General features: G+C 65.3%; 18 protein-coding genes and 1 pseudogene. 13 read left to right on the plus strand and 6 right to left on the minus strand.

All coding sequences use genetic code 11. The features are described from left to right. Window positions 1-212 precede the first annotated feature (212 nt). Window positions 213-1004, plus strand: a pseudogene (locus BCF44_RS40625) (transposase family protein); the annotation flags it as partial. Between the two features lie 369 nt (window positions 1005-1373). On the opposite strand, the gene BCF44_RS40630 reads toward BCF44_RS40625, so the two are convergent. The 3 genes from BCF44_RS40630 to BCF44_RS40640 form a co-directional block, all read right to left on the minus strand. Beyond that, entirely contained in the window at window positions 1374-2615 is a 1242-nt protein-coding gene (locus BCF44_RS40630; protein WP_116179827.1) for an MFS transporter, read from the minus strand. Window positions 2616-2641: 26 nt separating this feature from the next. Continuing rightward, window positions 2642-4714 carry a YcaO-like family protein gene (locus BCF44_RS40635; RefSeq protein ID WP_170218019.1) on the minus strand — a complete coding sequence of 691 codons (2073 nt, stop codon included), beginning with the start codon at window positions 4712-4714 and terminating at the stop codon, window positions 2642-2644. A gap of 702 nt (window positions 4715-5416) precedes the next feature. Continuing rightward, window positions 5417-6358, minus strand: a complete 942-nt coding sequence (locus BCF44_RS40640; RefSeq protein ID WP_170218020.1) for a ParB/RepB/Spo0J family partition protein — start codon at window positions 6356-6358, stop codon at window positions 5417-5419. Window positions 6359-6769: 411 nt separating this feature from the next. Here BCF44_RS40640 and BCF44_RS40645 point away from each other — a divergent pair, with 411 nt between their 5' ends. Both BCF44_RS40645 and BCF44_RS40650 read left to right on the plus strand, forming a co-directional pair. Beyond that, entirely contained in the window at window positions 6770-8074 is a 1305-nt protein-coding gene (locus BCF44_RS40645; RefSeq protein ID WP_116179830.1) for a serine hydrolase domain-containing protein, read from the plus strand. 80 nt (window positions 8075-8154) lie between these two features. Beyond that, entirely contained in the window at window positions 8155-8343 is a 189-nt protein-coding gene (locus tag BCF44_RS40650) for a hypothetical protein (RefSeq protein WP_116179831.1), read from the plus strand. Window positions 8344-8401: 58 nt separating this feature from the next. Here the strand turns inward: BCF44_RS40650 and BCF44_RS40655 are convergent, their stop codons facing one another. Further along, on the minus strand, window positions 8402-11521 hold the full coding sequence (locus BCF44_RS40655; RefSeq protein ID WP_116179832.1) for an AfsR/SARP family transcriptional regulator: 3120 nt from the start codon (window positions 11519-11521) through the stop codon (window positions 8402-8404). Window positions 11522-11815: 294 nt separating this feature from the next. Between BCF44_RS40655 and BCF44_RS56050 the strand changes: the two genes are divergently transcribed. The 5 genes from BCF44_RS56050 (at window position 11816) to BCF44_RS57000 (ending at window position 15630) form a co-directional block, all read left to right on the plus strand. Then, a complete protein-coding gene (locus BCF44_RS56050) occupies window positions 11816-12424 on the plus strand; it encodes a hypothetical protein (RefSeq protein ID WP_170218021.1) in 609 nt (202 codons plus the stop codon). Beyond that, window positions 12412-13335, plus strand: a complete 924-nt coding sequence (locus tag BCF44_RS40660) for a sporulation-delaying protein SdpB family protein (protein ID WP_170218022.1) — start codon at window positions 12412-12414, stop codon at window positions 13333-13335. Before BCF44_RS56050 ends, BCF44_RS40660 begins: the two co-directional genes overlap by 13 nt. Next, the gene (locus tag BCF44_RS40665) at window positions 13271-14338 is read left to right on the plus strand and encodes a GNAT family N-acetyltransferase (RefSeq protein WP_116179834.1); all 1068 of its coding nucleotides are present in this window, start codon (window positions 13271-13273) and stop codon (window positions 14336-14338) included. Before BCF44_RS40660 ends, BCF44_RS40665 begins: the two co-directional genes overlap by 65 nt. A gap of 229 nt (window positions 14339-14567) precedes the next feature. Further along, window positions 14568-14849, plus strand: coding sequence for an integrase (locus tag BCF44_RS56995; RefSeq protein ID WP_246016089.1), 282 nt, complete (start codon window positions 14568-14570; stop codon window positions 14847-14849). 52 nt (window positions 14850-14901) lie between these two features. Next, window positions 14902-15630 carry an integrase core domain-containing protein gene (locus BCF44_RS57000; protein ID WP_246016090.1) on the plus strand — a complete coding sequence of 243 codons (729 nt, stop codon included), beginning with the start codon at window positions 14902-14904 and terminating at the stop codon, window positions 15628-15630. Between the two features lie 159 nt (window positions 15631-15789). Here BCF44_RS57000 and BCF44_RS40680 read toward each other — a convergent pair whose 3' ends face one another. Then, entirely contained in the window at window positions 15790-16356 is a 567-nt protein-coding gene (locus BCF44_RS40680) for a VapC50 family PIN domain-containing toxin (RefSeq protein WP_116179835.1), read from the minus strand. A 48-nt stretch (window positions 16357-16404) separates the two neighbouring features. After that, window positions 16405-16881, minus strand: coding sequence for a helix-turn-helix domain-containing protein (locus BCF44_RS40685; RefSeq protein ID WP_116179836.1), 477 nt, complete (start codon window positions 16879-16881; stop codon window positions 16405-16407). A gap of 477 nt (window positions 16882-17358) precedes the next feature. Between BCF44_RS40685 and BCF44_RS40690 the strand changes: the two genes are divergently transcribed. The 5 genes from BCF44_RS40690 (at window position 17359) to BCF44_RS40710 (ending at window position 23592) form a co-directional block, all read left to right on the plus strand. Then, a complete protein-coding gene (locus tag BCF44_RS40690; protein WP_246016091.1) occupies window positions 17359-17733 on the plus strand; it encodes a hypothetical protein in 375 nt (124 codons plus the stop codon). Beyond that, on the plus strand, window positions 17730-18896 hold the full coding sequence (locus tag BCF44_RS40695; RefSeq protein WP_116179838.1) for a hypothetical protein: 1167 nt from the start codon (window positions 17730-17732) through the stop codon (window positions 18894-18896). Before BCF44_RS40690 ends, BCF44_RS40695 begins: the two co-directional genes overlap by 4 nt. Window positions 18897-18919: 23 nt before the next feature. Beyond that, a complete protein-coding gene (locus tag BCF44_RS40700; RefSeq protein ID WP_211353453.1) occupies window positions 18920-21340 on the plus strand; it encodes a DEAD/DEAH box helicase in 2421 nt (806 codons plus the stop codon). A gap of 346 nt (window positions 21341-21686) precedes the next feature. After that, the gene (locus tag BCF44_RS40705; RefSeq protein ID WP_147328824.1) at window positions 21687-21938 is read left to right on the plus strand and encodes a hypothetical protein; all 252 of its coding nucleotides are present in this window, start codon (window positions 21687-21689) and stop codon (window positions 21936-21938) included. Between the two features lie 52 nt (window positions 21939-21990). Beyond that, window positions 21991-23592, plus strand: coding sequence for a tyrosine-type recombinase/integrase (locus tag BCF44_RS40710; RefSeq protein ID WP_116179840.1), 1602 nt, complete (start codon window positions 21991-21993; stop codon window positions 23590-23592). Window positions 23593-24402: the final 810 nt, after the last annotated feature.

Consider the following 24402-nt stretch of genomic DNA (forward strand, 5'->3'; position numbering starts at 1 on the left):
CGTCAAACCCGTTGCAGTCACTGCACTTGAGCGCCGTACAGTACGGTTCAATGTGGTGATCTCATCAAGATCCGTACGTCGAGAGCTAAACAGACGCACCCAAGCCTGACAGGCAGATAGATCGTCAACGGGCTAATGACCCTGGCAGAAGGCCGGGGAGCCCTTGGTAGGACTGGATTTGCGAAGATCAAGTCCGAGCCAGAAGGCTCCCCGTGATCACCTATCGTGCCACACTCGACGTCCCCCACGATCTCGCCCGCTACCTCGGCCACCTGCTGCGCGCCGAACGCCGCCGACGCGGCACCCGCACCCACGCCAGAGCCCTGACCTGCTTCTGGCAGGCAGTACTCGGGCTGCGCTGGTTCCGTCACAACACCGACGTCACCACGCCGGCCCGCGACCACGGCATCGCCCGCGCCACCGCCTACCGCTACCTCGACGAGATCATCACCGTGCTCGCCGACCACGCCCCGAACCTGCACGACGCCCTACGACACGCCAAAAACCAGGGCGCGACCCACGTCATCCTCGACGGCAAGATCTTCCCCGCCGACCGCTACGGCGAGCCCGCCCTCAGCAAAAAACACACGGTCATCGACCGCTGGTACTCCGGCAAAGCCCACCGCCACGGCGGCAACATCCAAGCCCTGACAGCGCCGAACGGTTTCCCGCTCTGGGTCAGCGACGTCGAACCCGGCTCGGTCAACGACATGCTCTCAGCACGCAAACATGTTCTCGGCGCCTTGTACTGGGCCGCGTCCCAACTCGGACTGCCCACCCTGGCCGACGCCGGTTACGTCACCGCCGGCATCGGCGTATTCACCCCGGTCAAGCACCTCGGCGACGGCCACGCGCTCGCGGTCGACAACCGCACCTACGACACCCTGCTCCGCGGTCTGCGCTGCCTGGGCGAACGCGGCTTCGCCCTACTGACCGGACGCTGGCGGGCCCTACGTCATATCACCGCTAGCCCGCGCAAGATCGGCGACATCGTCAAAGCCGCAGGTTCAACACACATCCCTGCTCCAGTTTTGCTCCAGACGATCCAGTGTGAAGACCCGGGACCCAGCCGCACATCCGTTGCGCCACAGGGTCCTCCGACCACAGCATCGAAGCGACCCGCGATGTCGAGCGTGGCGCCGAAGCGGCGGTCGCCACCAGGCCAAACGGGCCGAGAACAATGCGGGCGAAAGTGTCGAAGTCGCAGGCGTCCGTAGTAGCCGGCGGCGGGCTCACGGCCCTGGCGGTGCGGTGTGATCGACGATGGGTGGAACCCATGCGCCCGGCTTTCCCATGGCCGCGTTGAAGGACCGCAGTAGCGTCGTCGGCCCCGAAGATCTCAGCTGCGGACCCGTCAGGTTGGAGCAGTGACGTTATCCAGCTGTTTCGGTGGCTCGCAGGGATCGAGCCAACGGACCCGTGCTGAAGGAGAAGACGGAGGCAGCAATGAAGATGACTCCCGCCAGAGCCATGGCCCAGCTCGCGCCGAGGACTTGGGTGATGCCGCCGGCTACGGCGTAGCCCAGGACAGTTGCCGCCGCGAAGACGACGCCCATGAAGCTGTACAGCCGGCCGCGGAGATCGTCCTCGATGGCTTCCGCGAACAGGAGCTGAGTCAGGACCTCCTCCGGGCCGTAGGACAGACCCCAGACAAACCACAGAACACAGAAGACGACATAGCCGGGGCTCAGCGGCATCACCAGGTTGACCACGCCGTAGACGAGGCCGCTGCCGAGCAGCCAGCCGCGGCGCCGGCGGTGGAAGTTCAGATGGCCGCACACGAGACTGCCGATGATGCTGCCGACCGCGTAGCAGGTCACCGCGACGCCATACTGCAAACTCGACACGCCTAGCGTGTCGCGCAGATAGGGGATGGCGGCAAGCAGTGCGATCGGGAGTGCGGCCAGGCTGATCCCCCAATACAGGAACAGGCGCGAGGCCGTCACGCTGGCACGGGTCGCGCGCAGGCCATCGCGAATGCTGGCAAGGACCGAACTGCTCACCGCCTGCGCCCGTCGCTCACGCCACTGCGGGTCGAAATGCCGGATGCTACTGAGCGCTGCGGCGATGACGAGAAACGAGCCGGCGTCGACGAGAACGGCGTGGCGGGCCCCGATCAGGCCGGTCAACGCCCCGCCGAGCGCCGGTCCGATGGCTTGGGCGGTGAACATCAGGCCGGTGCGGCGGCCGATCAGCCGCTGGTAACCGTCGCCGGCCAGCGCAGGGAGCGCAGCTTGCACAGCCGGTCCGCTCACGGTTCCCACAACCTGCGCGAGAACCGCGCAGGTGACCACCACGGCGAGCGGGCCACTGAACGCAAGGCCCGCGAGCAGCGCAGCGGACAGAATGTAGGAACCGACCGCGAGTGCGTGCCGGTTGGTGCGGTCGGCGAGTGCCCCTGCGAACGGCGCCAGCATCAGCTGGGGAAGAGCCAGAGCGATGAAGACAGCGGCGGTGCCGGAAACACTGCCGGACGTTCCGTAGACGAACAGCGGTATGGCGATCTCGGTCACTCCGGTGCCGATCGCGCTGACCGTCATGCCCGCCAGCAGGACGGCCTCGCTGCGCCCGCTCAGACCGCCCTGAGGCGGGTCCGCGGTGGTCTCGGTGCTCACGTGGAGATCTCCATGATCAGTATGCCTCAGGCGTGCGGGAGAGGGACGTAGTTCAGGTCTTCTTCGGCCAGCGGGGTCGTTCGCCAGCCCAGGTGCACAGCCTCGTCCTGGATCCTGCGGTTACCCAGGAACGGGAATGCCGCAGGCGCGTTGGGCGCGAGGCCAGGAATCAGCACCCGCACCACACGCATACCGGTTGCCCGCACGTCCGGCGTGGTGACATCCACATGAATTACTTCCAAGCCGTGGCTGTGGAGGATATCGAGGTAGGTGGAGAGTCGCCGATCCGGAAGGCGAGGCAGATCGTCCAACGCGCGAGTTGCCGGCACGTCGGTCCAGGAGCGGACCAAGTCGTGTGCCCGGGGGTCCAGGTGAACCTGCTGCTGAGCCATGAGGTCGTTGCAATCACGGAAGTCGCCGCGGTAGACGTCCAAGTAGCGGCGGTCGGCTCGGTAGGGCTTCATGACCTCCGCGAGCTCTCCCCGGCGCACCGCCTGAGCGTACCTGCTGTCCTCAACCAGCAGGTCACGGCTGCCGTCCTGCAGCGTGAGAGCTTCGGTCCACGCCTTCATGACGGCCTGTTCGGGGTCGGGCCGACACGCGAACCCGATGTTGAACAGCTGCAGCTCGGGATGCTCCACAAGACCGGCGATGACGGGAATGCCGAAGCGGTTGTCCAAATGGACTGCCCAGGCCTTCTGAGCGGGAGAATTCTGCCACAGCAAGGTCAGCTCGGGCGAGGGGATGATGCCTGGCAGCGGCTGGCGGTTGTGCCACCACACCATCGTCGCATCGCGCTCGACGATCTCCTCGATCGCGTTCACCATGGCCGACTCGATGTCCATGCCAGCCGATATTCCCGGATAGGACATCAGGTTCGTCTTCGGGGCGTCGGCGTACTTCCCGGTGTACCAGTTGACATAGACGAGGCTCGCCGGAACCCACACGTCACGGTCCCGGGTCACTGAGTGTCCCTTCACCCAGTGAGTGTCCAGATCATGGGTGAATTTGACGAAGGGAAAACCGCGTGCTGCGTACTGCTGATCGGAATAGAGGACGACTCGATTCGGATCAAGTGCCACGTCGCCTGACTTGACGATCTCGAAATATGACGCCGCCCGAATGCTGTCGTCCTGCACCCAGTTTGCACAGTAGCGTTCGACCGCTTCGCCGATAGCTGCCCCGCGCGCAGATTTGCTGTCATTGAATGCACTGCCCTGACAGACGGTGTTGTTCGCGAAAGAGTACAGCCGCTTCATCTGAGCGACATCCGACTGAACTGTGTGCAAGATAGACGGGATATCGGGATGATGCGTGACATTCCGGGTCCGTAGCACGATGCCCGTCTCGGCGTCGATCAAGGATCGCTCGTCGAACGCGGCCGCGCCACCGCCCGTCTTATGCGGGAGAGGGAGGACAGGGTGCGGCGTCACGGTCAGGCTGATGGGATCCAGCGTGACCACGCCGCCGACCAGCGGGGTGGGAACTCCGCGAACCCAGCGTTCAGCCATGGTCAGGAAGGTGGAGATCATCCAGGCGGTCTCGCCGACCGGTGGTCGACTGCAGGCAAGAGTCGGGTTCTGCCGCTGCGCCTGGTACACCGTGGGGTCAGGTGAGGTCGTGAGCCGTCGGCCGGTGACGTCCTCCCAGGTCATCTCCGTCATGCCGGGCGCGATGACAGGACCACACCACGCCTTCCCTTGTTCGAGGTGCAAATGCACTGCCGGCAGGCCTTGCTCGACACAAGCGCGTTCAAAGTCGGAGATGACGTCATCCGAGCACTCGCCGAACAGTCCAACGACGACAGCTCTGGCCGAGCTCTTCTCGCGGCCGTGGGCCAGGCCGTCCCAAACCTCGACCGAAGGGATCGATAGCTGGCTAGCCATGGCGACAAGTTCTTGATCGCCAGTGATCAGCAGGCGCGGCGAGCGCTGGTCCTCTGCCGACGGGAAGCGCGACCGGTGCCAACTCCGCGCAGATGGTTCTGATCGTGTGAGCACGCCGGCGCCGAGGAGTTCCTCGATGATTTCGTCGAGATCTGCGGGTGTCCCGTCGCCGCTTCGATCTCCCGCCTCCAGCCCCGTCAGGTATTTCGCCACGACCTCGGCAGATCCTGCTATGCGATATTTGACCCCAGTCGGCGTGGTTAGCAGGCACGCGTCATCAGCGAGAGGGCGCACATCCGCATCGACAAAGAATATCTGGCCCGCTTCAGCTTCAGTTGGCGCTACCATGCTCACCCTCACCGTTGTGTTTGCGAAAAACGAGCGTCGAGAACCCCGCGGCTGCGCGGACTGCAAGAGACGCCTGCGATCCCCGGGGTTCCCGACAGCTAACTAGCGACTCCTCAGAGAATCAACTCCGAGTGTCCGCAATCAGAAATCCCAGCTGAACGTGGCCGCCGGCGTCGGGTGGTGGTTCCCGTTCGGCGCCAGGATCTCGTTGGTCAGCTCTGCGGTCTCGATCTTCTCGATCATGTCATCTCCATGTGCTCATAGTTTGACAGAACAGCTGATGTCCGATCTTTGAGCAACCCAAATTCGGGCAACCGAAAGAACGGGTATCATCCCAGAGTTCGTGACCGTCCAACATCGTCAGACAGCGGGCAAATCCCCCCGTTTTCACGAATCCCTAGTTGCTCACCGAATGCGATCGGCTGACTTTCAAATTCAAGCAGACACGCGATGGGTCGTCAAGCATCCGCCTGAACGGTGACCGAGAAAATCAATCCGCCCCTCCTGGCTGGCCGCACGGTTGTGCAACTGAGTCTTTTCTTCAGTTGCACAACCGTGAATCCCGAATCAGGCGGTGGCGCTCGTGGAGTCGGCGAGCTCCTCGGCTAGCCGCCGCCAGCTGTCGGCATAGCGCCGTGCGACCTCGGAGACGACCTCGGCGCAATGCGGCGGCACACTGCCGACAACGGTCTGCCACTCGCGCTCCTCGATGCGGTGTGCCATGAGCCAGCGCAGAAGCGATCGGCCGGTCTCCGTCAGCCGCAGCGACGGATCCCGCTGCAGTTCGCCGAGTACCACAGGCAGGTCCTTGCAGCCGCCGGTCGACACGCTACTGGTCCGGGGGCGGCCGACCCGTATGGACCGGCCGCCCGCGGACTCCTCGCTCATCTGCGCACGCACCCGCCGCACGGTATTGGGCGAGATCCCGGCCGCCTTGGCGACTTCGCGCAGCGACGCGTTCGGGGACTCGGCGAGGATTCGCTGGGCGGCCTGCCGACCTTCAGCGCCACTCACCATCCGCCGCCGCCCGTCCAGGCCGATCCGTACGTCAGTCTGAGATGCACCGGCCGAGGTGCGGTTACGGATCGCGCCGATGGTCTTCGGCGACAATCCCGCAGTGGCCGCAATCGCCCGGTCCGACATCGCCGGACAGGCCGCGATGATGCGCTCCGCGGCGGCCTGCCGGTCAGCGAGCGTCAGCGGCAGGCCGTGGGTTGTGTTCGCCTCGACCGCCAGCAACAGCGCCGCGGTCTCATCACCGTCGAAGAAAACGACGTCGACGGTGCTGTCCCCACGCAGCATGGCAGCGTGCAGCCGGTGCATCCCATCGACGACACGCATGGTCTCGCGGTGCACACAGATCGGCGGCAGGTTCCCGTCCATCTGGGCGAGCAACTGCACGTGCTCCGCGTCCACACCGGCCGACCGCAGCGAATCCGCCGGCCGCAGAGCATCGATGGCGACCTCAGTGATCCTCGTCGACTGGACGACCGACGCCAGATCGACCACTTTTCGGTTCCCGTCAGCCACCACGGGCTGCGAACGATATTCGAACAAAACATCCCCCAGATGCCGTACGTAAGCCGTGCACTCGCGCCGGCGGACATCAGTTGAAGACTGCCCGCCAGCGCTACCGGCACGACATCTACCGTCTACTCTAGTAAGGTCCGGGCGACAATCACAGCGTTATCGAGTGCCGCGATCACGGCAGCACGCTCCCCTCTGGCGTGCTATCGCGTCCCACATTTTCGACACCTCATCCTTGTTTCGCAACACCAGGCTTTCGGGGCGGACTACTCGCTCGGTATCGGTCGACTACTCGACACCCGAGACACCACCAAGATCACCACAGCCACTACATGTGGTGACCATTTTCGCCGTCGACTAATTCTACCAACGGTGACGGCCTAACCTAGGGACATGTCGTCACCCATGATTGATACCGCGCGCGTCGAGGACGTACTCGACCAGCACCTGCGCGGCCAGGTGCCTGGAGCCGCCCTGGCCCTGACCCACGCCGGTGAACCATTGTTTACCAGGTGCTTCGGCCTCGCGGACCTGGCGCGACGGCAGCCGGTGCAGCCAACGACCGTGTTCCGACTGGCCTCGGTGACCAAGCCCTTCACCGCCCTGGTCATCATGCTGCTGGAACGGGATGGATTGCTCGACGTGGACGCTCCGATCCGCGACTACCTGCCAGGTTATCCGGCGCACGCCGCGCGGGTTACAGTCCGACACCTGCTGACCCACACATCGGGAATCCCCAATTACATCGCTCAGCCCAGCTACGCCGAAATTATATCGGACAGCCGCCGCACCGACGCCGATCTGCTAGCCTGCTTCGCCGATCGGGAGTTGGATTTCGAACCAGGCTCGCGCTACGGATACAGTAACTCCGGCTACCGCCTGCTGGACATGATCGCCGAACATGTCACAGGCACGCCCTTCGGCGCGATTCTGGCCGAACGTGTCTTCACCCCAGCCAAAATGCACCATTCCTACCTGGTGAATCACACCTCCACCACGACGGATCACGCGCGCGGCTACATTGGCGACTCCGACAACTTCAGCGAGGCGGCCTACTTCAACATCGCCCTGACCGGCGGAGCCGGCCGAATCGGATCCACGCTGGCGGACTTGCTCCGGTTCGACCGGGCGCTGCGCACGGAATCGATCGCCGACGCCGACCTACAGTGTCGCCTGTTCAGCCCGGTCCAACTCACCACGGGACGACGGGAGGGGTACGGCCTCGGATGGCGGCTGGGCACCTACCGTGGCCACCGGCTGATCTACCACGGCGGCGGCATTCCCGGTTACACCAGCCTCTACGTGCGACTGCCCGACGATGACCTCGGCATCGTCCTGTTGACCAACCTGGGACGGTTCCCCTGCACGAACTTCGCGCGACGGCTGATCGACGCCGCTCTCGACCAACCGCCGGTGCTACGGTGCGCGATCCCGCTGCCGCAATCCACTGTGGACGCGCGCGCTGGGGTCTACGCCGACACGGACTATCGGCTCGACATCACTGCCGAATCGGGGCTCCTGATCGTCTCCTTCCTCGGCCGCCGTCACCGCATGGCGCCCGTCGATCAGACAACCTATGTCGCACAGGACGATCCCGACATAACCCTCACGTTCCACGACGGTGGGCCCGAACGCGCCTGTACCCTGAACTACCCGCTGTGGTGGTGCACCGTCTACCGGCTTACACAGGTCCGCTGAGGACTCCTCAATCCGGACGTCGTGCGCTACGCTGCCCCGGAATCCATCAATTGCGGATATTGTCCCTGGGGGGATAGGTCATGAAGCGTTCAGTACTGGGCGGCCTGGTGATCGCCGCCGCCGTCGCCGTGCTCGCCGTCGGCGTGAGCGGAACGAGCAGCGTCGCGGCCCCGGATCTGCACCGGTCGGTGAACAGCTACGTCGCCACCACGTACCAGCCGAACGCCGGTACCCACATCGAGGAACCAGCGCTGGGCGGACACCACTGAACCGGAGCGGAGGTGTCCTTCCTCGATCGCCCGCAGCGTTCGAGGAAGGACACTTCCGTCAGTCCGACCTGATGGCGATCCGACAGCGCACGCAGTCTGCGTTTGAGTCCGTCAGGGAGTCGAGATGGCGGCGCGCGTAATCGGCGTCGATCATGCCGTCCGGGTATGACTCGAGCGCCTGTGTCCAGTGCGATTGCGCCTGTTCCAGTCGCTGTCGCGTCCAGGCGATGTGCGCGAGCCCTTCGTATGATCGCGCGACGTGGCGGGCGAAGCCGTACTTGAGCGAGTACTCCTGGGCCCGCTCGAAAATCTCGCCGGCCTTCTCGAGATCGCCCGTGCTGAACATCGCTTCGCCGAGCGTATTCAGGATTTCGCATTCGCTCTTGCGGATGCCGATACGCCGGGCCAGGGCCAGCGCCTGCCGGCCGTTGTCCAACGCGCTCTCTAAGTTCCCCAATGCCCGGCCGGTATAGCACAGGCCGAGCAGCGACGTCATCGTGCCGGTCTCGAAACTGGCCCGCCGGCTGGCCTCGCCCACCTGCTCGAACGTCCGCTCGGCTTGCCGGTGCTGCCCCTGAAAATGCAGTACCATACCAATATTCCACAGCTTCAGGGTGGTGCGGCGAGGAAATTCACCGTTGGCCTTTTCGATCTCCAGCGCGCGCCGGCCGAGAGTCGCCGCCTCCTCGAAGCGGCCGAGATCCCGGCAGATCACGCCCAGATTGTTGGCGATCACGGCGTTCAGACTCGTACTGCGGCCCCGCGCGAGAATCTCCTCAGCGAGGCGGTACGTTTCGTAGGCCTTCTGCAGCTGATCGTCTGTGTGATACATGAATCCGAGGTCGGTAAGCTGCGCGGCCTCCCGATAGGTGTCGCCGGTCCGGCGGCTCAGCGCGAGAGCGCGCTCGATGTATCTGCGGGCCTCGGCGGTCGAACCGCGCTGCCGGCAGGCAGCGGCGATGACATGCAGGCATACGGACTGGCCGTTCAGGTCGTTGTCGGCCTCGGCGGCCCGCAATCCCTTTTCCAACAGAGCACGTGTGTTTCCTGCGTAGTTGCGCGACTTCAGGTACGGATGCAGGGCACCGACGAGCTGCCAGCAGAGCCGGTGCCAGCCGTCGTCGGCAGCAAGATGGGCGACGGCACGAATATTGGCGTACTCCACGTCCAGCAGCCTCATCGCCTCATCGCTGGAATATGCGGTCTTCACGTGGTTCGGCTCGTAGTCGCTGCCCGGCACCTTCTGCTCGACGTCCGTGGACCGCGGGCCGTCGCCCTTGAGATGCTTACCCCAGGTGTCGGCCGACTGGAGGTAGTAGCTCAGGAGCCGCCCCTCGGCCGCCCGCCGATCCTCCTCACTGTCGAGCCCCGTGCACAGCTCGTTCGCGCAGTCCCGAACCAGGTCGTGGAAGTAGTACCGGCCGACAGTGTCCTGACGGACCAGGTTGTCGTCGAGCAGTGTCTCCAGGAACACCTCGGCTTCGTCCAGCGGGAGACCGGCCAGTGCAGCTGCGGCGTACGCGTCGAAATCGGGCCCCGGGTGGAGGCCAAGCAGCCGGAACAGCCGGTACTGCTGGTCAGACAGGTAGCGGCAGGACAGTCGGAGCGCGGACATCACGCCGCGGTCGCCGGTCTGCAGGAACCGCTTGCGTCGGGCCTGGCTGTCCAGACGCTCGACGAGATCGGCGACAAGCCAGCCCTGTCGATCGCGCAGCCGGGCTGCGGCGATCCGGATCGCCAGCGGCAGCCGCCCGCACAGCTCGACTGCCGTCGCCACCGCCTCCGGTTCCGCAGCGGCTCGGTCCTCGCCGATGATCTGGGTAAATAGCGTCCTGGCGTCGTCGATCGGGAGGACGTCCAGGGACAGCGGGACTATGCCCTCCAGCGCGGTCAGCCGCCGCCGGCTCGTGACGATCACCAGGATGCCTGGTGTGCCAGGCAGCAGCGGCCGGATCTGCGCGGCGTCCAGTGCGTTGTCGAGAATGATGACGGCCCGCTTGCCCGCCATGCGCGAGCGCCAGTGGGCCAGCCGGTTGTCCAGGTCGGCCGGCACGCTCTCCACCGGCACGCCGCAGGCGCGCAGCAGCGTGTCGAGCGCCTGCTCCGATGTGACCGGCTCGACTCCGAGGCTGAAGCCGTGTAGATCGATGAAGTACTGGCCGTCCGGGAAGTCCTGAGCGATTCTATGGGCGAGATGGACCGCAAGCGTGGTCTTGCCGACCCCACCCATGCCGTCGATGGCCGAGATCACGAGGGCGGTGGGGAGGGTGGACTTCGCCTCCGACACCAGCTGGACCAACTCGGTGGCGCGGCCGGAGAAGTCCCTCGTGTCACGAGGCAGGAGACACCGCCCCGCCACCTCCTCAACCGAAGACGCCTCATTCGGCTCCTCGCGCGTGGGGCTGTCCACCGGAAGCGAGCCCGGCCCTGACACGACCGCCTCGGCGGTGCCATTGAGAATGGCCGACTGCACAGCACGAAGCTGCGGACCGGGATCAAGTCCCAGCTCTTCTGCCATCAGCCGTCGACCTCGGTCGTATACATCGAGCGCGTCGGCCTGACGTCCGCTCAGGTGCAGCGCCAGCATCAACGTGCCGCGCAGCGACTCACGCAGTGGGTGTTCAGCGACGAGGCCGCGCAGTTCGCCGACGATCGCATTGGCCTCGCCCGCGCGCAGCCGTAGGGACGCGAGATCCTCCACTGCCGTCAGCCGCTGTTCCTGGAGGCTCGTAGCCGCGATGTCGATGGACGGGCTGCGTAGTCCGGACAACACGTCTCCGCGCCACATCGCCAGCGCCGCCCGAAGGTGGGTGATCGCGGCGTCCACTCGGCCGTGCGATTCGGCGATCTTGGCCTCGCGAATTCGCCGGCCGAACTCCTCCCGGTCGACCGACGACGCCGAGGCATCCAGCCGATATCCGGCCTCGGTTGTCGTCACTCGCACGTCCTCAGCGGATGCGGCGAAATTCCGGCGAAGGCTGCCGACTGCGTTGTGCACCTGCTGCCGCACCGAGTCGGGCGGCGTGTCCCACAGCTCGTCCACAAGGTGCTCGAACGTCACGACCCGATTCAGGTTAAGGAGCAGCAGGGCCAGCAGTTTGCGTTGTCGGGTGCCGACGACCCGTATCGGATGTCCTTGGCTCCTCGCCTCCAGAGGACCCAGAATCAGGAACTCCACACGATCTCTCCCCCCACGTTCAGCCTGGCTGACCCGCCAGCGACGGGCTGTCCGCCGCCCCGAGCCGGCGGACAATGGCACAAACGACCAGTGCCGAACAGCGACGAACGTATGTGACTCGCGCCACTCTTGCCGCCGCGACGGAGGCCATTCGTGCGATAGGGACTCAACCAAGGCTATCAGAGCAGTCCTCAGGTGGGCCCAGAGTAGCGAAGACCGAACCGGGCGATCCGCTTGACCGATCCGTCCGCATGGGGGAGTGTGTGGCCTGAAGGCAATGTGGGGGCTACGATCGTGCGAATCGGCAAGATGGGATCATCGGGATCGCCGGCTGTCGTCGGTTACGAAAATGAGCATGCCCGTCGCGGGTTCGGGCTGACACTCACGATCCTTCTTGTCAGCCTGCTGATATCCATGCTGGCCCAGTGGGGCGGCGGCATCGCGCCGGATCTGGTCGGAGACCACCTCGGCGCTTATGCCGTGATCTGGCCACAGGGCTGGTCGTTTTTCACTGATCTCAGCGGAAAGAATGTCCTCACGGCCTATCGAGTGAGTCCGGACGGCATGCGTCTCACCCTCGAGACACAACGCCAGGAGTGGTCCGACTTCACCTGGGGGCTCGACCGGGCCGGCGATTCTGCGGCTTTCGAGATAACGCAGCTGGCCCAGGAGGTTCCCGACCGATACTGGCGGGCCTGTGAGGCTGCGAATCCCGCGGAATGCGGCCCGTTTCTACCAACATCGTCAAACCTCGCCCTGACGAACTCGTCGACGACGCCGACCCTGTGCGGGCCTACGGTGATCGCCATCGATCGGCCGAACTTTCCGCCTTCGGGAGACCTACCGACCTCGCCGCGTCGCGTCGCGCGGGTCGCACTGGTGAATCTGACATGCGCAAGGTGACCGACGCAGTGCGACTCGTGTCCCACGCCGCGACAGCATTCGAGCCGCGATGTCGCTGGCTGGCGATCGGCCGATCACTACTCGCCTTTGCGACGCTGACCGAAATCCTGTTCACCCCCGACTCGGCCCTGTTCGCTGACGCCACCGGGCTGACTTCCGGCATGCGGTGCGACACTGTCCGTTCCCTCTCGCTGTGGTGTCTGGACAGCGGCTTGACCGGCCACGTCCTGATCAGCCGCATAGTCGCGGTTGGCACGCTGGCCATAGTGGGCGCCGGTTACCGCCCGCGCTGGACCTGCGTTCCGCACTGGTATGTCACCTACAGCCTGGCCGCGAGCATGACGGTAGCCAACGGCGGGGACAGCGCGGCGGTCGTGCTAACACTGCTGCTTGTTCCGCTCTGCCTCGGCGACGACCGGGTCTGGCAGTGGCGGGCACCAGCAAGGCCGCTTGGAGCGCGGTGGCGGGGCAGCGCGTTTGCCGCGCAACTCGTGATCCGTTTTCAGCTATGCATAATCTACGTCACGGCCGCCGTCACGAAACTGGCAGATCCAGCTTGGCGAGGCGGCAGCGCCTTCTATTTCGTGGCAAACGACCCCTATGTTGGCATTCCGACTGCCGCCTCCCAACTGATTCTACCCACCCTAGACACGCCGTGGCTGATCAGGAGCATCACCTGGTCGGTCATTGCCGTGCAGTTGTTCATCGCACTGACAATTATCGGCCGCCGCCGATTGCGTTCAATTGCCGTTTTTCTGGTCGCCGCACTGCACGTGTCGATAATTGTCGTAATGAGCCTGCCAAGCTTCGGACTGATCATGATAGCGTTCTCAATGATCGCTTACGGTGGAGAATTCGCGGACATTGCTGCAGAAAAACGAGAGGATCATCGTCGTGGCCTCGCAAGCTGACATCAGGCCGTGTAACCCAGATCAGACGGATGAGGCCGCACTGGCGGAGTACCACAAACTGGCCGTTGCGAGCGCAAAGATCGACCGCCCACACGAGCCGGCCACGAGCTACGAGGCGGTGATCGGCCGATTGCGTAGGCCCAGTACCGATGCCGATGCCGTTCGACACTGGTTCGCGTATCAGGCTGGCAAGGTGGTCGGGCACATGATGGTCAACCTACCGATGCTGGAGACCCACGACGTCGCCTCGGTCGAGATCACCGTGCATCCGGATTCGCGCCGACAGGGCATCGGCATCGACTTCCTGCGCACTCTTTTTCCGGTCTTGCGTGCCGAGGGGCGGACCACCGTCGAGGGCTGGTGGATCACCGGAGGCGGTGTCGGCGAACGGTGGGCCGTCGCGCGCGGCTTTCGACTGACGCATGCGACCGTGAGCCAGCGGCTGGCGCTTCAAGACGCCGATCCGGCCGCCTGGGCGGTCGAACCGCCGGCTGGCTATCGTGTCGTTCGGTGGATCGGCCAAGCGCCCGATGACCTGATCATTTCCTACGCCGACGCACGTGGCGCAATTCATGACGCGCCCCTCGGTCAAGCGGCTTACGAGTCACCGGAGTGGACTCCAGAGCGGGTCCGAGTCGCCGAGCGTGCCTTGCGCGACCGCGGCGTGGAGCAGCGCGTGGTCGTCGCTGTTCATGAAGCCTCCGGCGCAGTGGCCGGCACTACCGAGGTGGAACTGCTGCCACACACCAAGGGGGTGGTCCACCAGCGCGACACCTCCGTTCTGCCCGCGCATCGCGGACACGGCATCGGGGCGTACATCAAGGCGCACATGATCAATTGGCTGATGGCCGACTACCCCGACCTCACCCGGATCCAAACCACGACCGGCGCCGAGAACGTGCACATGATCAGGGTCAACCGGGCACTTGGATTCGTCATTGCGCGTTCCTGGGTCGTCGCGACCGGCGAGCTCGCAGCCCTGGAAGCCCAACTCCCGTCCTAAATCGCAACGCCGCCGTTGGAAGCTCCCTCGGCACTCGTCGCACTGTCGCCAGCGATGTCTTAAGGAGTCCTTTGCTACTGTCGGAATTTCGCGAATTGACGGGGTTGCATGCCGTAATCAACCCAAAAACGCCGAGCTTCCTATTGCATGCCTGTGGGGTTCCAGAAGTCGGTCCACGCATCCGACCTACGGCAACGGACACATGACGGGCAGGGCATGATCGTCCGCCGTGGTGCTGCGTCTGCTCTATCTGATCTTCCTCAGGCTGGTGGGCCTGCTGGTGTTGCTCGGTCGCTCGTCGGCGTCCAAGGACGTCGAGTTGCTGGTGCTTCGCCACGAGGTGGCCGTGCTGCGCAGAAGCAACGCGAAACCTCGCCTGGACTGGGCCGACCGGGCGGTGGTCGCCGCGTTGGTCCGCCTGCTGCCCACGGGGCTGCGGCCGCACCGGTTGGTCACCCCCGCAACGATCCTGCGCTGGCACCGGCGCCTGGTATCCGCGAAGTGGACCTAACCGCCACGGCCGTCCACCCGTCGACGAAGCGATCACCGGACTGATCGAACGGATGGCCACCGAGAACCCCAACTGGGGCTACAAGAGGATTCAGGGCGAGTTGCTCAAGCTCGGACACCAGGTCGCTTCCTCGACGATCCGGCGGATCCTGAGACGGGCGCGCATACCTCCCGCGTCGGCCCGGCACACCGACACGACCTGGCGGCAGTTCCTGCGTACGCAGGCCTCGACGATGCTGGCGTGCGACTTTTTCCATGTCGACTGCGCGTTCACCCTCCAACGGATATACGTATTGTTCGTGCTGGAGGTCGGCAGCCGTTACGTCCACGTCCTCGGCACGACGACCAATCCGGACGGCGGGTGGACCACCCAGCAGATCCGCAACCTCGTGATGGATCTCGGTGTCCGAGTCGATGAGTTCAGGGTTCTTGTCCGTGACCGGGCTGGCCAGTTCGCGGCCTCCTTCGATGCTGTCCTGGCTGACGTCGGCATCACGACGGTGAAGATCCCTCCACGTTGTCCTCGGGCGAACTATTACGCCGAACGATTCGTGCGCACCGTCAGATCCGAGCTCACCGACCGCATGCTGATCCTGAACCAGCGGCATCTGCGCGCCGTGCTCGCCGAGTACGTCCGGCACTACAACGGTCGACGGCCGCACCGGTCCCGCGAACTTCGCCCACCGCGGCCAACCCACCCCGTGGCGAACCTCAACTCCCAGCGGATCAAGCGACAGCAGGTGCTCGGAGGCCTGATCAACGAGTACGAACGGGCCGCATAAAACCGCTGGTCAGCAGCGGTGACCTACTTTTGGAACCCAACAGGTCCCCATCTCCGAATGGCGCTCCCCTGACGCGCCTCCCTCGCACATGGACATGATCGAGCGCCGATTCCTCGCGGTGACGGCAGGTCCGCGTCCGTTGCCCCTCGGCCGTCGGGTTCAGGTGATGGCGGGTGGGATCCGTGGCCGCACAGCGGCGACGAAGCGCGGGACGGTCCGCACGAATCCGGCCAGGAACGCCTCCACCGTGACTGGTGGGTTCCTCTTGTCCGCCACCAAGTCTCGCAAACATTGGACCGTCTGCTGTGGATAGAGATCCAACTGGTTCAGCAGGAAGTCGTCAGGCCCCATGGCGTCGAGGTCGTACGGGTCGAGCGCGGACCGAGGGAAGTCTTTGAGGTTCGCGGTGACGATGACCGCCGCGTCCGCCCTCACCGCGGCTGCCAGCACATGCCTGTCCTTCGGATGGTTGGTCATCGAGTCGATCAGGTCCTCGTACCCTGTGACCTCGGCGTCCGGGAAAGCCGCCCGCATGAACCCGATCCGCCTGTCCGCTTTAGCCTCAGTCACGTCGTCGAACTTGAGCATATTGCGCCTGACCTCCGCCAACACGCCTGCCGACCACAGCGGGCGGTAGGTGTCAGCTTCGGCCAGACGCAGCAACAGATCGGTCAGGTTGACGGGGACCAGGACGCAGGCGTCCAGGAGAGCGGGGAACGCGGGCACACCCCCAGTTTCGCAGTCACCTAGCTGTTCGCGTCGTCGGCACGCCCATCAGTCGTCGAGGACCTCGAAGCCGTCCACGTGTTGGAGGTCTTCGGCATCTTGCGTCATCTCGCGCAGGATCGCCTTGCGCTGCTGGCGCGCGCGCTGTTGGTAGTCGAGCAGATCAGTCAACAACACACGACGGTGCCGGCCGACCTTCTCGAACGGGATCTCGCCACGCTCCAGGAGCGCGACCAACGTGGGACGCGAGATGCTGAGCATGTCGGCCGCCTGCTGCGTGGTCAGCTTCATCGTGTGTGGTGCCAGCGTGATCGCCAGGCCCTCGGTCAAGGCCGCGACAACCTGCCGCAGCGCCTCGTAAACCGAGTGGGGAAGCGCGACACGAACACCGTCGGGTCCGACCAGCACGGCCTGTCCCGCTGTAGGAGCGTGCTCGAACAACGCCGCCAGCCTGTGCAGCTCGTCACGGCCGTGATCAGGTTCTGGAGGCAGCACGGTCTGCTGCTCCAGGAGCGCGTGACTCATCTGTCCTCCACCATGATGCCCGTCGGGAACCAGCTGCCGTCGCCGCCCACCGTCGAAGTAGGCGTCAACGACACCAGGTTATTCGAAAGAAACGAAGATTGCTATCCCTGTGTCGGTCTACAGCACTATCTACCCTGGTCAGAGACCTGCGTAGCCGCTTGACCGCGGCGAGTATCACCAGGATGGGCCCAGCTGGCTGGGCTACCGCCCGTCCGCTGAAGTCGGCCCAGCCCGGAGCCGAACGGGTCCGACCTCGGCCGCTATCCACCTCTACCCCCTCGGCCGGTCCCGCGCACGAATGGGTGCGCACTTGGGCGTCGACCCAACCACCGTCCTCCAACCGCCTTCGAAGACGTGGCGTCCGCACCCGCGACCCGCGCGGACGACCTCGGCCTCGGCATGCCGGCGATGAGCCGGTGCGCCATGAACGGCGGCGCCTCGAACAGACCCCTCCCGCGATGGCTACGCTGACGCGTCATGGCTAGGGGTGTTTCGAAGTCCATGGCGCGGATGACCGGCCGGTGGCGGATCGTGGAGATGAGCGGCTGGGACCGCGATGCCATCGACCTGGCCGAACCGGGTTTCATCGAGTTCGGCGGGAACGGGACCGGCGAGTTCGGTTTCATCGCCGTCCGCGGTTGGTTGGACTGCCGCCCGACCGAACGGGACGGCCGGCCCTGTGTCGAGTTCACCTGGGAGGGCGTCGACGAGGGCGACCAGGTCAGCGGACGCGGCTGGGCCGTTCTCGTCGACGACAGCACGATCGAGGGCCACCTGTTCTTCCACCTGGGCGACGACTCGACGTTCCGGGCAGAACCCTTCACCCCTGCCGACCGAGTGGACGGGCAGTGAGCGAGTACCAGTATTACGAGTTCCTGGCGATCGACCGCCCGCTGAACGATGCCGAGCAGGCCGAGGTCCGGGCGCTGTCCACCCGGGCGAGGATCACCGCCACCAGTTTCGTGAACGAGTACCACTGGGGCGACCTCAAGGGCAATCCCAGCCGGTTGATGGAGCGCTACTACGACGCGCACCTGTACGTGGCCAACTGGGGCACTCACCGAGTGATGTTCCGTCTACCCTGCGACCTGCTCGATCAGGTCGTCGTCGAGGACTACTGCGTCGGCGACCAGGTCAGTGCCTGGACCACGCACGAGTTCACCCTGCTCGAACTCACCAGCGCGGACCACGCCGGTGAGTTCGACTTCGACTACGACTCCGAGACGTTGCTGTCGGGGATCATCGGGGTCCGCGCCGAACTCGCCGCCGGTGACCTGCGACCGCTCTATCTCGCCTGGCTGGCCGCCTACGGCGCCTGGGAACGCGACGAAGACGTCTTCGACCGCGACGCCGACGACGATCTCGAACCACCGGTTCCACCCGGATTGGGCGCGCTCACCGCGGCGCAGCGGGCGCTGGCCGACTTCCTACGCCTCGACGACGACCTGATCGCGATCGCGGCTCAGGCTTCTCCACCGCTGGAGCAGACCACTGACGATTCCGAAGACCTCGGCGCTTGGGTGGCCCGCCTACCGGTTGCCGAGAAGGACCGGCTCCTGGCACGAGTCGCGCAGGGCGAGGCCGCGCGAGTGCGGATGGAACTGCTGCGCCGCTTCCGCGGCGACACCGCACCCACCAGCCCCGCCCCAGCCCGCCGGACCGTGGCCGACCTGCTCGACGACGCGGCGCGGCGACGGGCCGACCGTGAACGCCAAGCCGCCGCCCAACGCGCCAAAGACGAGGCACGCCGGGAACAGGCGCGCCTGAAGGCCCGCGAACGACGACTCGACACACTGGCCGACGAGGAAGACGCCGCGTGGTCGCGCGTCGACGCGCTGATCGCCACCCGGAAACCGGCCGAGTACGACGCCGCCGTCACCCTGCTCACCGATCTGCGGGCGTTGGCCGAACGCGAGGACCGCTACGACACGTTCACGTTGCGCACCACCGCCTTGCGGCAAGCACATGCGCGCAAACCCACCCTCATCCAGCGCCTCGAACAGGCGGGCATCTGACCATCGGATCTACGGTGGGTTCCGTGGACGACGATCTCCAGCCAGCGACGGTCGCGGGGCTCGCGGAGGAACTCGCGGAGCTCCGTGCCGTGACAACGCGATTGCGTGCGGAGAACGCGCGGTTGCTGCGGCTGCTGGAGCTGACACCCAAACAGGCGGCTCCGCCCGGCCCGGTGCAGACCGGTATCTTCGAGGCGCACCCCGGCCCGGTCGACCGGCGGTCGGTCCCGGAGTTGAAGGTCGATTTCTTCGCTGCCTTGTTCGCCGCTCGCGCCGACGTCTACGCCACGCGGTGGGAGAACACGCGTACGGGCAAGGCAGGCTGGCTGCCAGCGACACGTGGCGGATGGCGCAAAGGCGTTCGTCATGAGGACCGCGACTATCTGCCTCTGAGCAAGGACGTATTGCACTCGCATCTGACCGGTGACGTGCATGTCGGGCTGTATCCGCTACTGGACGGCGATCTGTGCTGGTGGCTTGCGGCTGATTTCGACGGCCCGATGGCGATGCTGGACGCCCTGGCCTATCTGAAAGCCGCCAGGGCATGGTCGGCGCCGGCAGCGTTGGAGGTATCGCGCTCGGGAGTGGGGGCGCACGCGTGGGTGTTCTTCACCGCCCCTGTGCCCGCGGAGACAGCTCGCCGACTCGGCACAGCCTTGTTGCGGGAGGCGATGGCGGTACGTGGTCGCATGGACCTGGCCAGCTACGACCGGCTCTTCCCGTCGCAGGACGTGCTGCCCTCCGGCGGTGTGGGGAATCTGATCGCCGCACCGTTGCAGGGCAAGGCCCGCCAGGACGGGGCAACGGTATTCCTCGACCTGGCGACGATGGAACCGCACGACGACCAGTGGGCCTATCTGTCCTCGCTCGGCCGAATGAGCCCGGCCGAGGTCAGTCGGGTCGCGCGCCGCGCCGGTGCAATCACCGTCGGCGCCAGCATCGACAAGATCGGCGCCGCGGTCTCGACCCGGATCCGCGCAACCACATCGCCTGTCGTGCATGCCCGGCTCAGCTCGGGAATCCGCCTGGAATCAAACGAGCTGACCCCAGCGTTGCACGCCACGCTGAAGCACGCCGCGTCAATGACGAACCCACTGTTCTACGAACGCCAGCGCCTCCGAATGTCCACATGGGACACACCGAGATTCCTGCGCAGCTACGACGAAACCCTAGATGGCGGGCTCATCTTGCCTCGCGGACTGCGGGACACGGTGGCCGCGCTGGTCGAGCAGGCAGGCAGCCGCCTCGAGGTGACCGACGAGCGGCAGCCCGGTGAGTCGCGGGAGTTCACCTTCACCGCCACGCTGAGCTGCGAGCAACAGGACGCCGTAGACGATCTACGCGACCACGACCTCGGTGTGCTGGTCGCGCCGCCGGGCGCGGGTAAGACCGTGATGGCCTGCGCGGTGATCGCCGCCCATGAGACCTCCACGCTCGTGCTGGTCGACCGTAAGGCCCTGGCCGACCAGTGGCGCACGCGCATCAGCGAAATGCTGGGTGTCAAGGCCGGCCAACTCGGCGGCGGTCGCCGCAAGACCCGTGGCGTGGTCGATATCGCGATGCTGCAAACCCTGGCCCGCAAGACCGACATCGAGCAGCTGACCAGCAGCTATGGGTTGATCGTCGTGGACGAGTGCCATCACATCCCCGCCGCGGCGTTCGAGCATGCCGTCAAGCAGATCCCGGCCCGACGCTGGCTCGGACTCACAGCGACGCCGTACCGTCGTGACAAGCTCGACGACCTCATCGCGTTGCAGCTCGGCCCGGTGCGCCACACCATCACTCACTCCACACCAGCACACAAGGACAGTGCGCCCCAGCTCGAACTCGACAAGACCGCCCAGCGTCCGACACCGGTACTCCATGTGCACGACACCGTCTACCGCTACCGCGGCGACGGCGACCCGACGAAGCCTGGCGGCATAGCGGCCATCTACCGTGATCTCGTGGCCGATGACGCCCGCCTCGCACAGGTCGTCAACGACGTGATCGCCGCACTGGAACGGGGCCGGCACTGCCTGCTGCTCACCCAGTGGACAGCCCATGTCGAACGGTTCGCTGACCGGTTCCAGCAACGGTCGCTCGACCCCGTCGTACTACGCGGCGGCATGGGCGCCACCGCCCGACGCGACGCCCTCAGCCGACTCCACGCTCCGGCTGGGAAGACGCCGCTGTTGGTCGTCGCCACCGGGCCATTCGTCGGTGAAGGATTCGATTGCCCCGTGCTGGACACCCTGTTCCTCGCCGCTCCGATCGCGTTCAAGGGACGCCTGGTCCAATACGCAGGCCGTATCCTCCGCGCCTCCCCTGGCAAGACCACTGCCGAGGTCCATGACTACCACGACGTCAACACCGGCGTCCTGGCCTCGTCACTGGCCAAACGCGCACCCGGCTACGTCAGCCTCGGCTTCGCCGACCCCCGCCGATCAGCGTCAGCACCTTGACGCAGCCCACGCACAGAGACGCTTGGCGTGCGGGAGTTGGACGTCCTGCACGTCGACACCGTGAACCTGCACCAACTGTACGCCGCTTTCATCATCGAGATCACGACACGGCGAGTTCACCTACTCGGCGTCACCGCGAGCCCAACCGCGCAACGGACCGCGCAGATCGCTCGCAATCTCGTCGCCGACCTGGAGGAGACCGGATGCCGATTCAGACATCTGATTCGCGACCGCGATGCGAAGCTCGACGCCGTCTTCGCCTCCACCGGGACCAACGTCGTGCTCACCGCGCCACAGGTGCCGAGGATGAACACGTATGCCGAACGCTGGATTGCTTCCGTCCGCCGTGAGTGCACTGACCGGATCCTCATCGGCGGACAGCGCCATCTACGCCGCGACGTCGATGACGTTCCTCACCGGCAACTTCCGGCAGCTCTCGGACACCTTCAAGGTCCGCAAGACCCGCGGCGTCCTGGAGACGATCAAGACCAACGTCATCACCAACGCCCAGCGCCGCTCTCGCGCTGTTCTCCGACAACCAGTCGCAGACGGCGCCTCCAGCACGAGGCCAGCCGCACCACAGGCCAACACGCCGTGAGCCACCACAATGACTCCTCCCCACCACATCACGAACACACTGGGAGGTCGTCATGGCCTGGATCGAGAAGACCGGAACACAGTCCTGGCGCGTCCGCTTCCGGCGTGCCGACGGCACCACCGGATCAGCACCCGGGTTCCCCACCAAGAAAGCCGCCACCAACTACGCCGACGACCTGGAAACCGACCAACGCCGCGGCACCTGGCTCGATCCCACAGGATTCCAGACCACTGTCGCCGACTGGGTGAAACGCTGGTTCCCCACCCTCGACCTCGACCAACGCACCCTGGAAAACTACGATAGCTACCTGCGCTGCCACATCCTGCCCCGCTTCGGCACCACCCCGATGGGCACCATCACCACCCTCGACATCACACTCTGGACGAAAGAAGCCGCCGAAGACGGCTACGCCCGGGCCACCATCACCGGCTGGGTCAACCTGCTGTCCATGATCCTCACCGACGCCGTCGACCAACGCCTCATCCCCGCCAACCCCATCCACAAACGCCGCCGCCGTGGCCGCCGCTCCCGCAGGATCACCCCGGAGAAGATCTGGGCCACCCCCGAGCAGGTCCTACGGATCGCCGACCAAGCCGGCATGCTCGGCGGACCCACCGCCCGGCTCCTGATCATCACCGCCGCGTGGACCGGCTGCCGCTGGGGCGAACTCACCGGCCTGCACCGCCGCAACATCGACCTGCACCGCGGCCTGCTGATCATCGACCGCGAACACGGGGCGCTGCACGAGTCGACAAGCACGCGCTGGATCGGCCCACCCAAGACCGCCGCCTCCGCCCGCCGCATCCACCTTCCCCCGTTCCTGGTCGACCTGTTGCGGACACACCTGGACACCCACCCCTACGAGTACGTGTTCACCACGCCCAGCGGCACCTGGCTGTGGCGCTCGACGTTCATCCGCCGCGTCCTGCGCCCCGCCGCGGACGGCAACCTCACCACCGAGGGCCCACGGGCACGCACCCAGCCGATCAAGCCCGGGCTGACTTTCCACGGACTACGCCACAGCCACAAAACCTGGCTGATCGCCGACAACCTCCCCGAGATCGCCCAAGCCCGCCGTCTCGGTCATCACCTGGACAACCGTATCGTCGAGACCTACAGCCACGTCGCCCCGGAACTCGAACAGCGACTCCTCGCACACCTCGAACACCGCTGGCACACCGCCCAACACGGCCACCCCGCCACCGGACCGGCCCCGCACCCACCGCACCCCGACGCTCACGCGGACCTCCCGCGCCTGACGCCGACGCCTGGCGGCACGGCAACCCCACCCCGCCCCGTGCGCGATCCCCACCCCGCCGTGATCAAGGACGACCACAGCACCAGCGGGACCTTTGGCGCGCTCCTCGACAACAATCACGCCAACGGCATCACGGCCAACGGACCGTCGTCTATCCCGAGCAACACGGCACCCGATCATAACAACACACATGCCAGGAAAGACCTTACCTTCACACGCACGCGCGACATGAACAGCAGTTCTCACAATAGCACCGTTACTGTTCTTCATTTCTCAGACGCATCACAACAACAGGACATGACAAACGCCGACGAAACAACACTGGCGTTCTGTCACACCGGACACGAGACCTTCCGACCATTCAGGACGCTAGAACGCCTTGGAGATGATCAGTAATACGCGTCCCGGCGAGCACTCGACGCCCTCCGGCCACGCCGGTCCTCCTCATCGGAGTTACCGAACGGCGACATCAAGTGCGATAACCGCGACCCTGCGATGGGATTCCGCCCTGCAAACTAAGGCTTGGAAACCGGCCGTTACTCAGCGAGACTTTACGATCACACTCTGCACAGTTCGGTCGGGTTTGACTCCCACATCGCCGGCAGATGGGGCGAGATAACGAAATCCCTGACCACCGCGCGAATTGCGATATCAAACACCCTATCCGCACGGAGCGCGCTGCTCCAGAAATGCGCCGGTAGGGACACCACGTCACCCACAGGCGCGATCAACCAGAGATCCTTCTCAAAAGATCAAAAGCCCCTCCGACCAGCAAAAACCGCTGGACCGAAGAGGCTCGATCAAATTGTGGAGCTGAGGGGACTCGAACCCCTGACCCTCACACTGCCAGGATTTTCTCCACCTGTAGCCAGTGTGCGGAGGTACGCCCAGCGAAGCCGCTTCCGGCAGGCAATGATCGGTACGCCAAACTTGCTACGACGCGGCAGGCGGAACCGCCTTAAGGAAACCACACATAGATAAATGCATGCCGCACCCGATCTGAATGGAGGAGGTATGGACACGCACAGGATCACCGATCGTCAGGTTTCCCACAGTGTGACGTGCACGATTGCTCCACAAGCATACGCGAGGTGCCGCCGCGCACACGATTAGACGCGATGCCCGAATCAGTGTCCCGACCGCGACCTGGGGCCGAACGAGCACCTGTGGGCGCAGCTGAACGTCGAGCCCGGAGCAGCTGACCAG

Origin of the sequence: Kutzneria buriramensis (assembly GCF_003387475.1) — a bacterium.
GTDB classification, from domain to species: Bacteria; Actinomycetota; Actinomycetes; order Mycobacteriales; family Pseudonocardiaceae; genus Kutzneria; species Kutzneria buriramensis.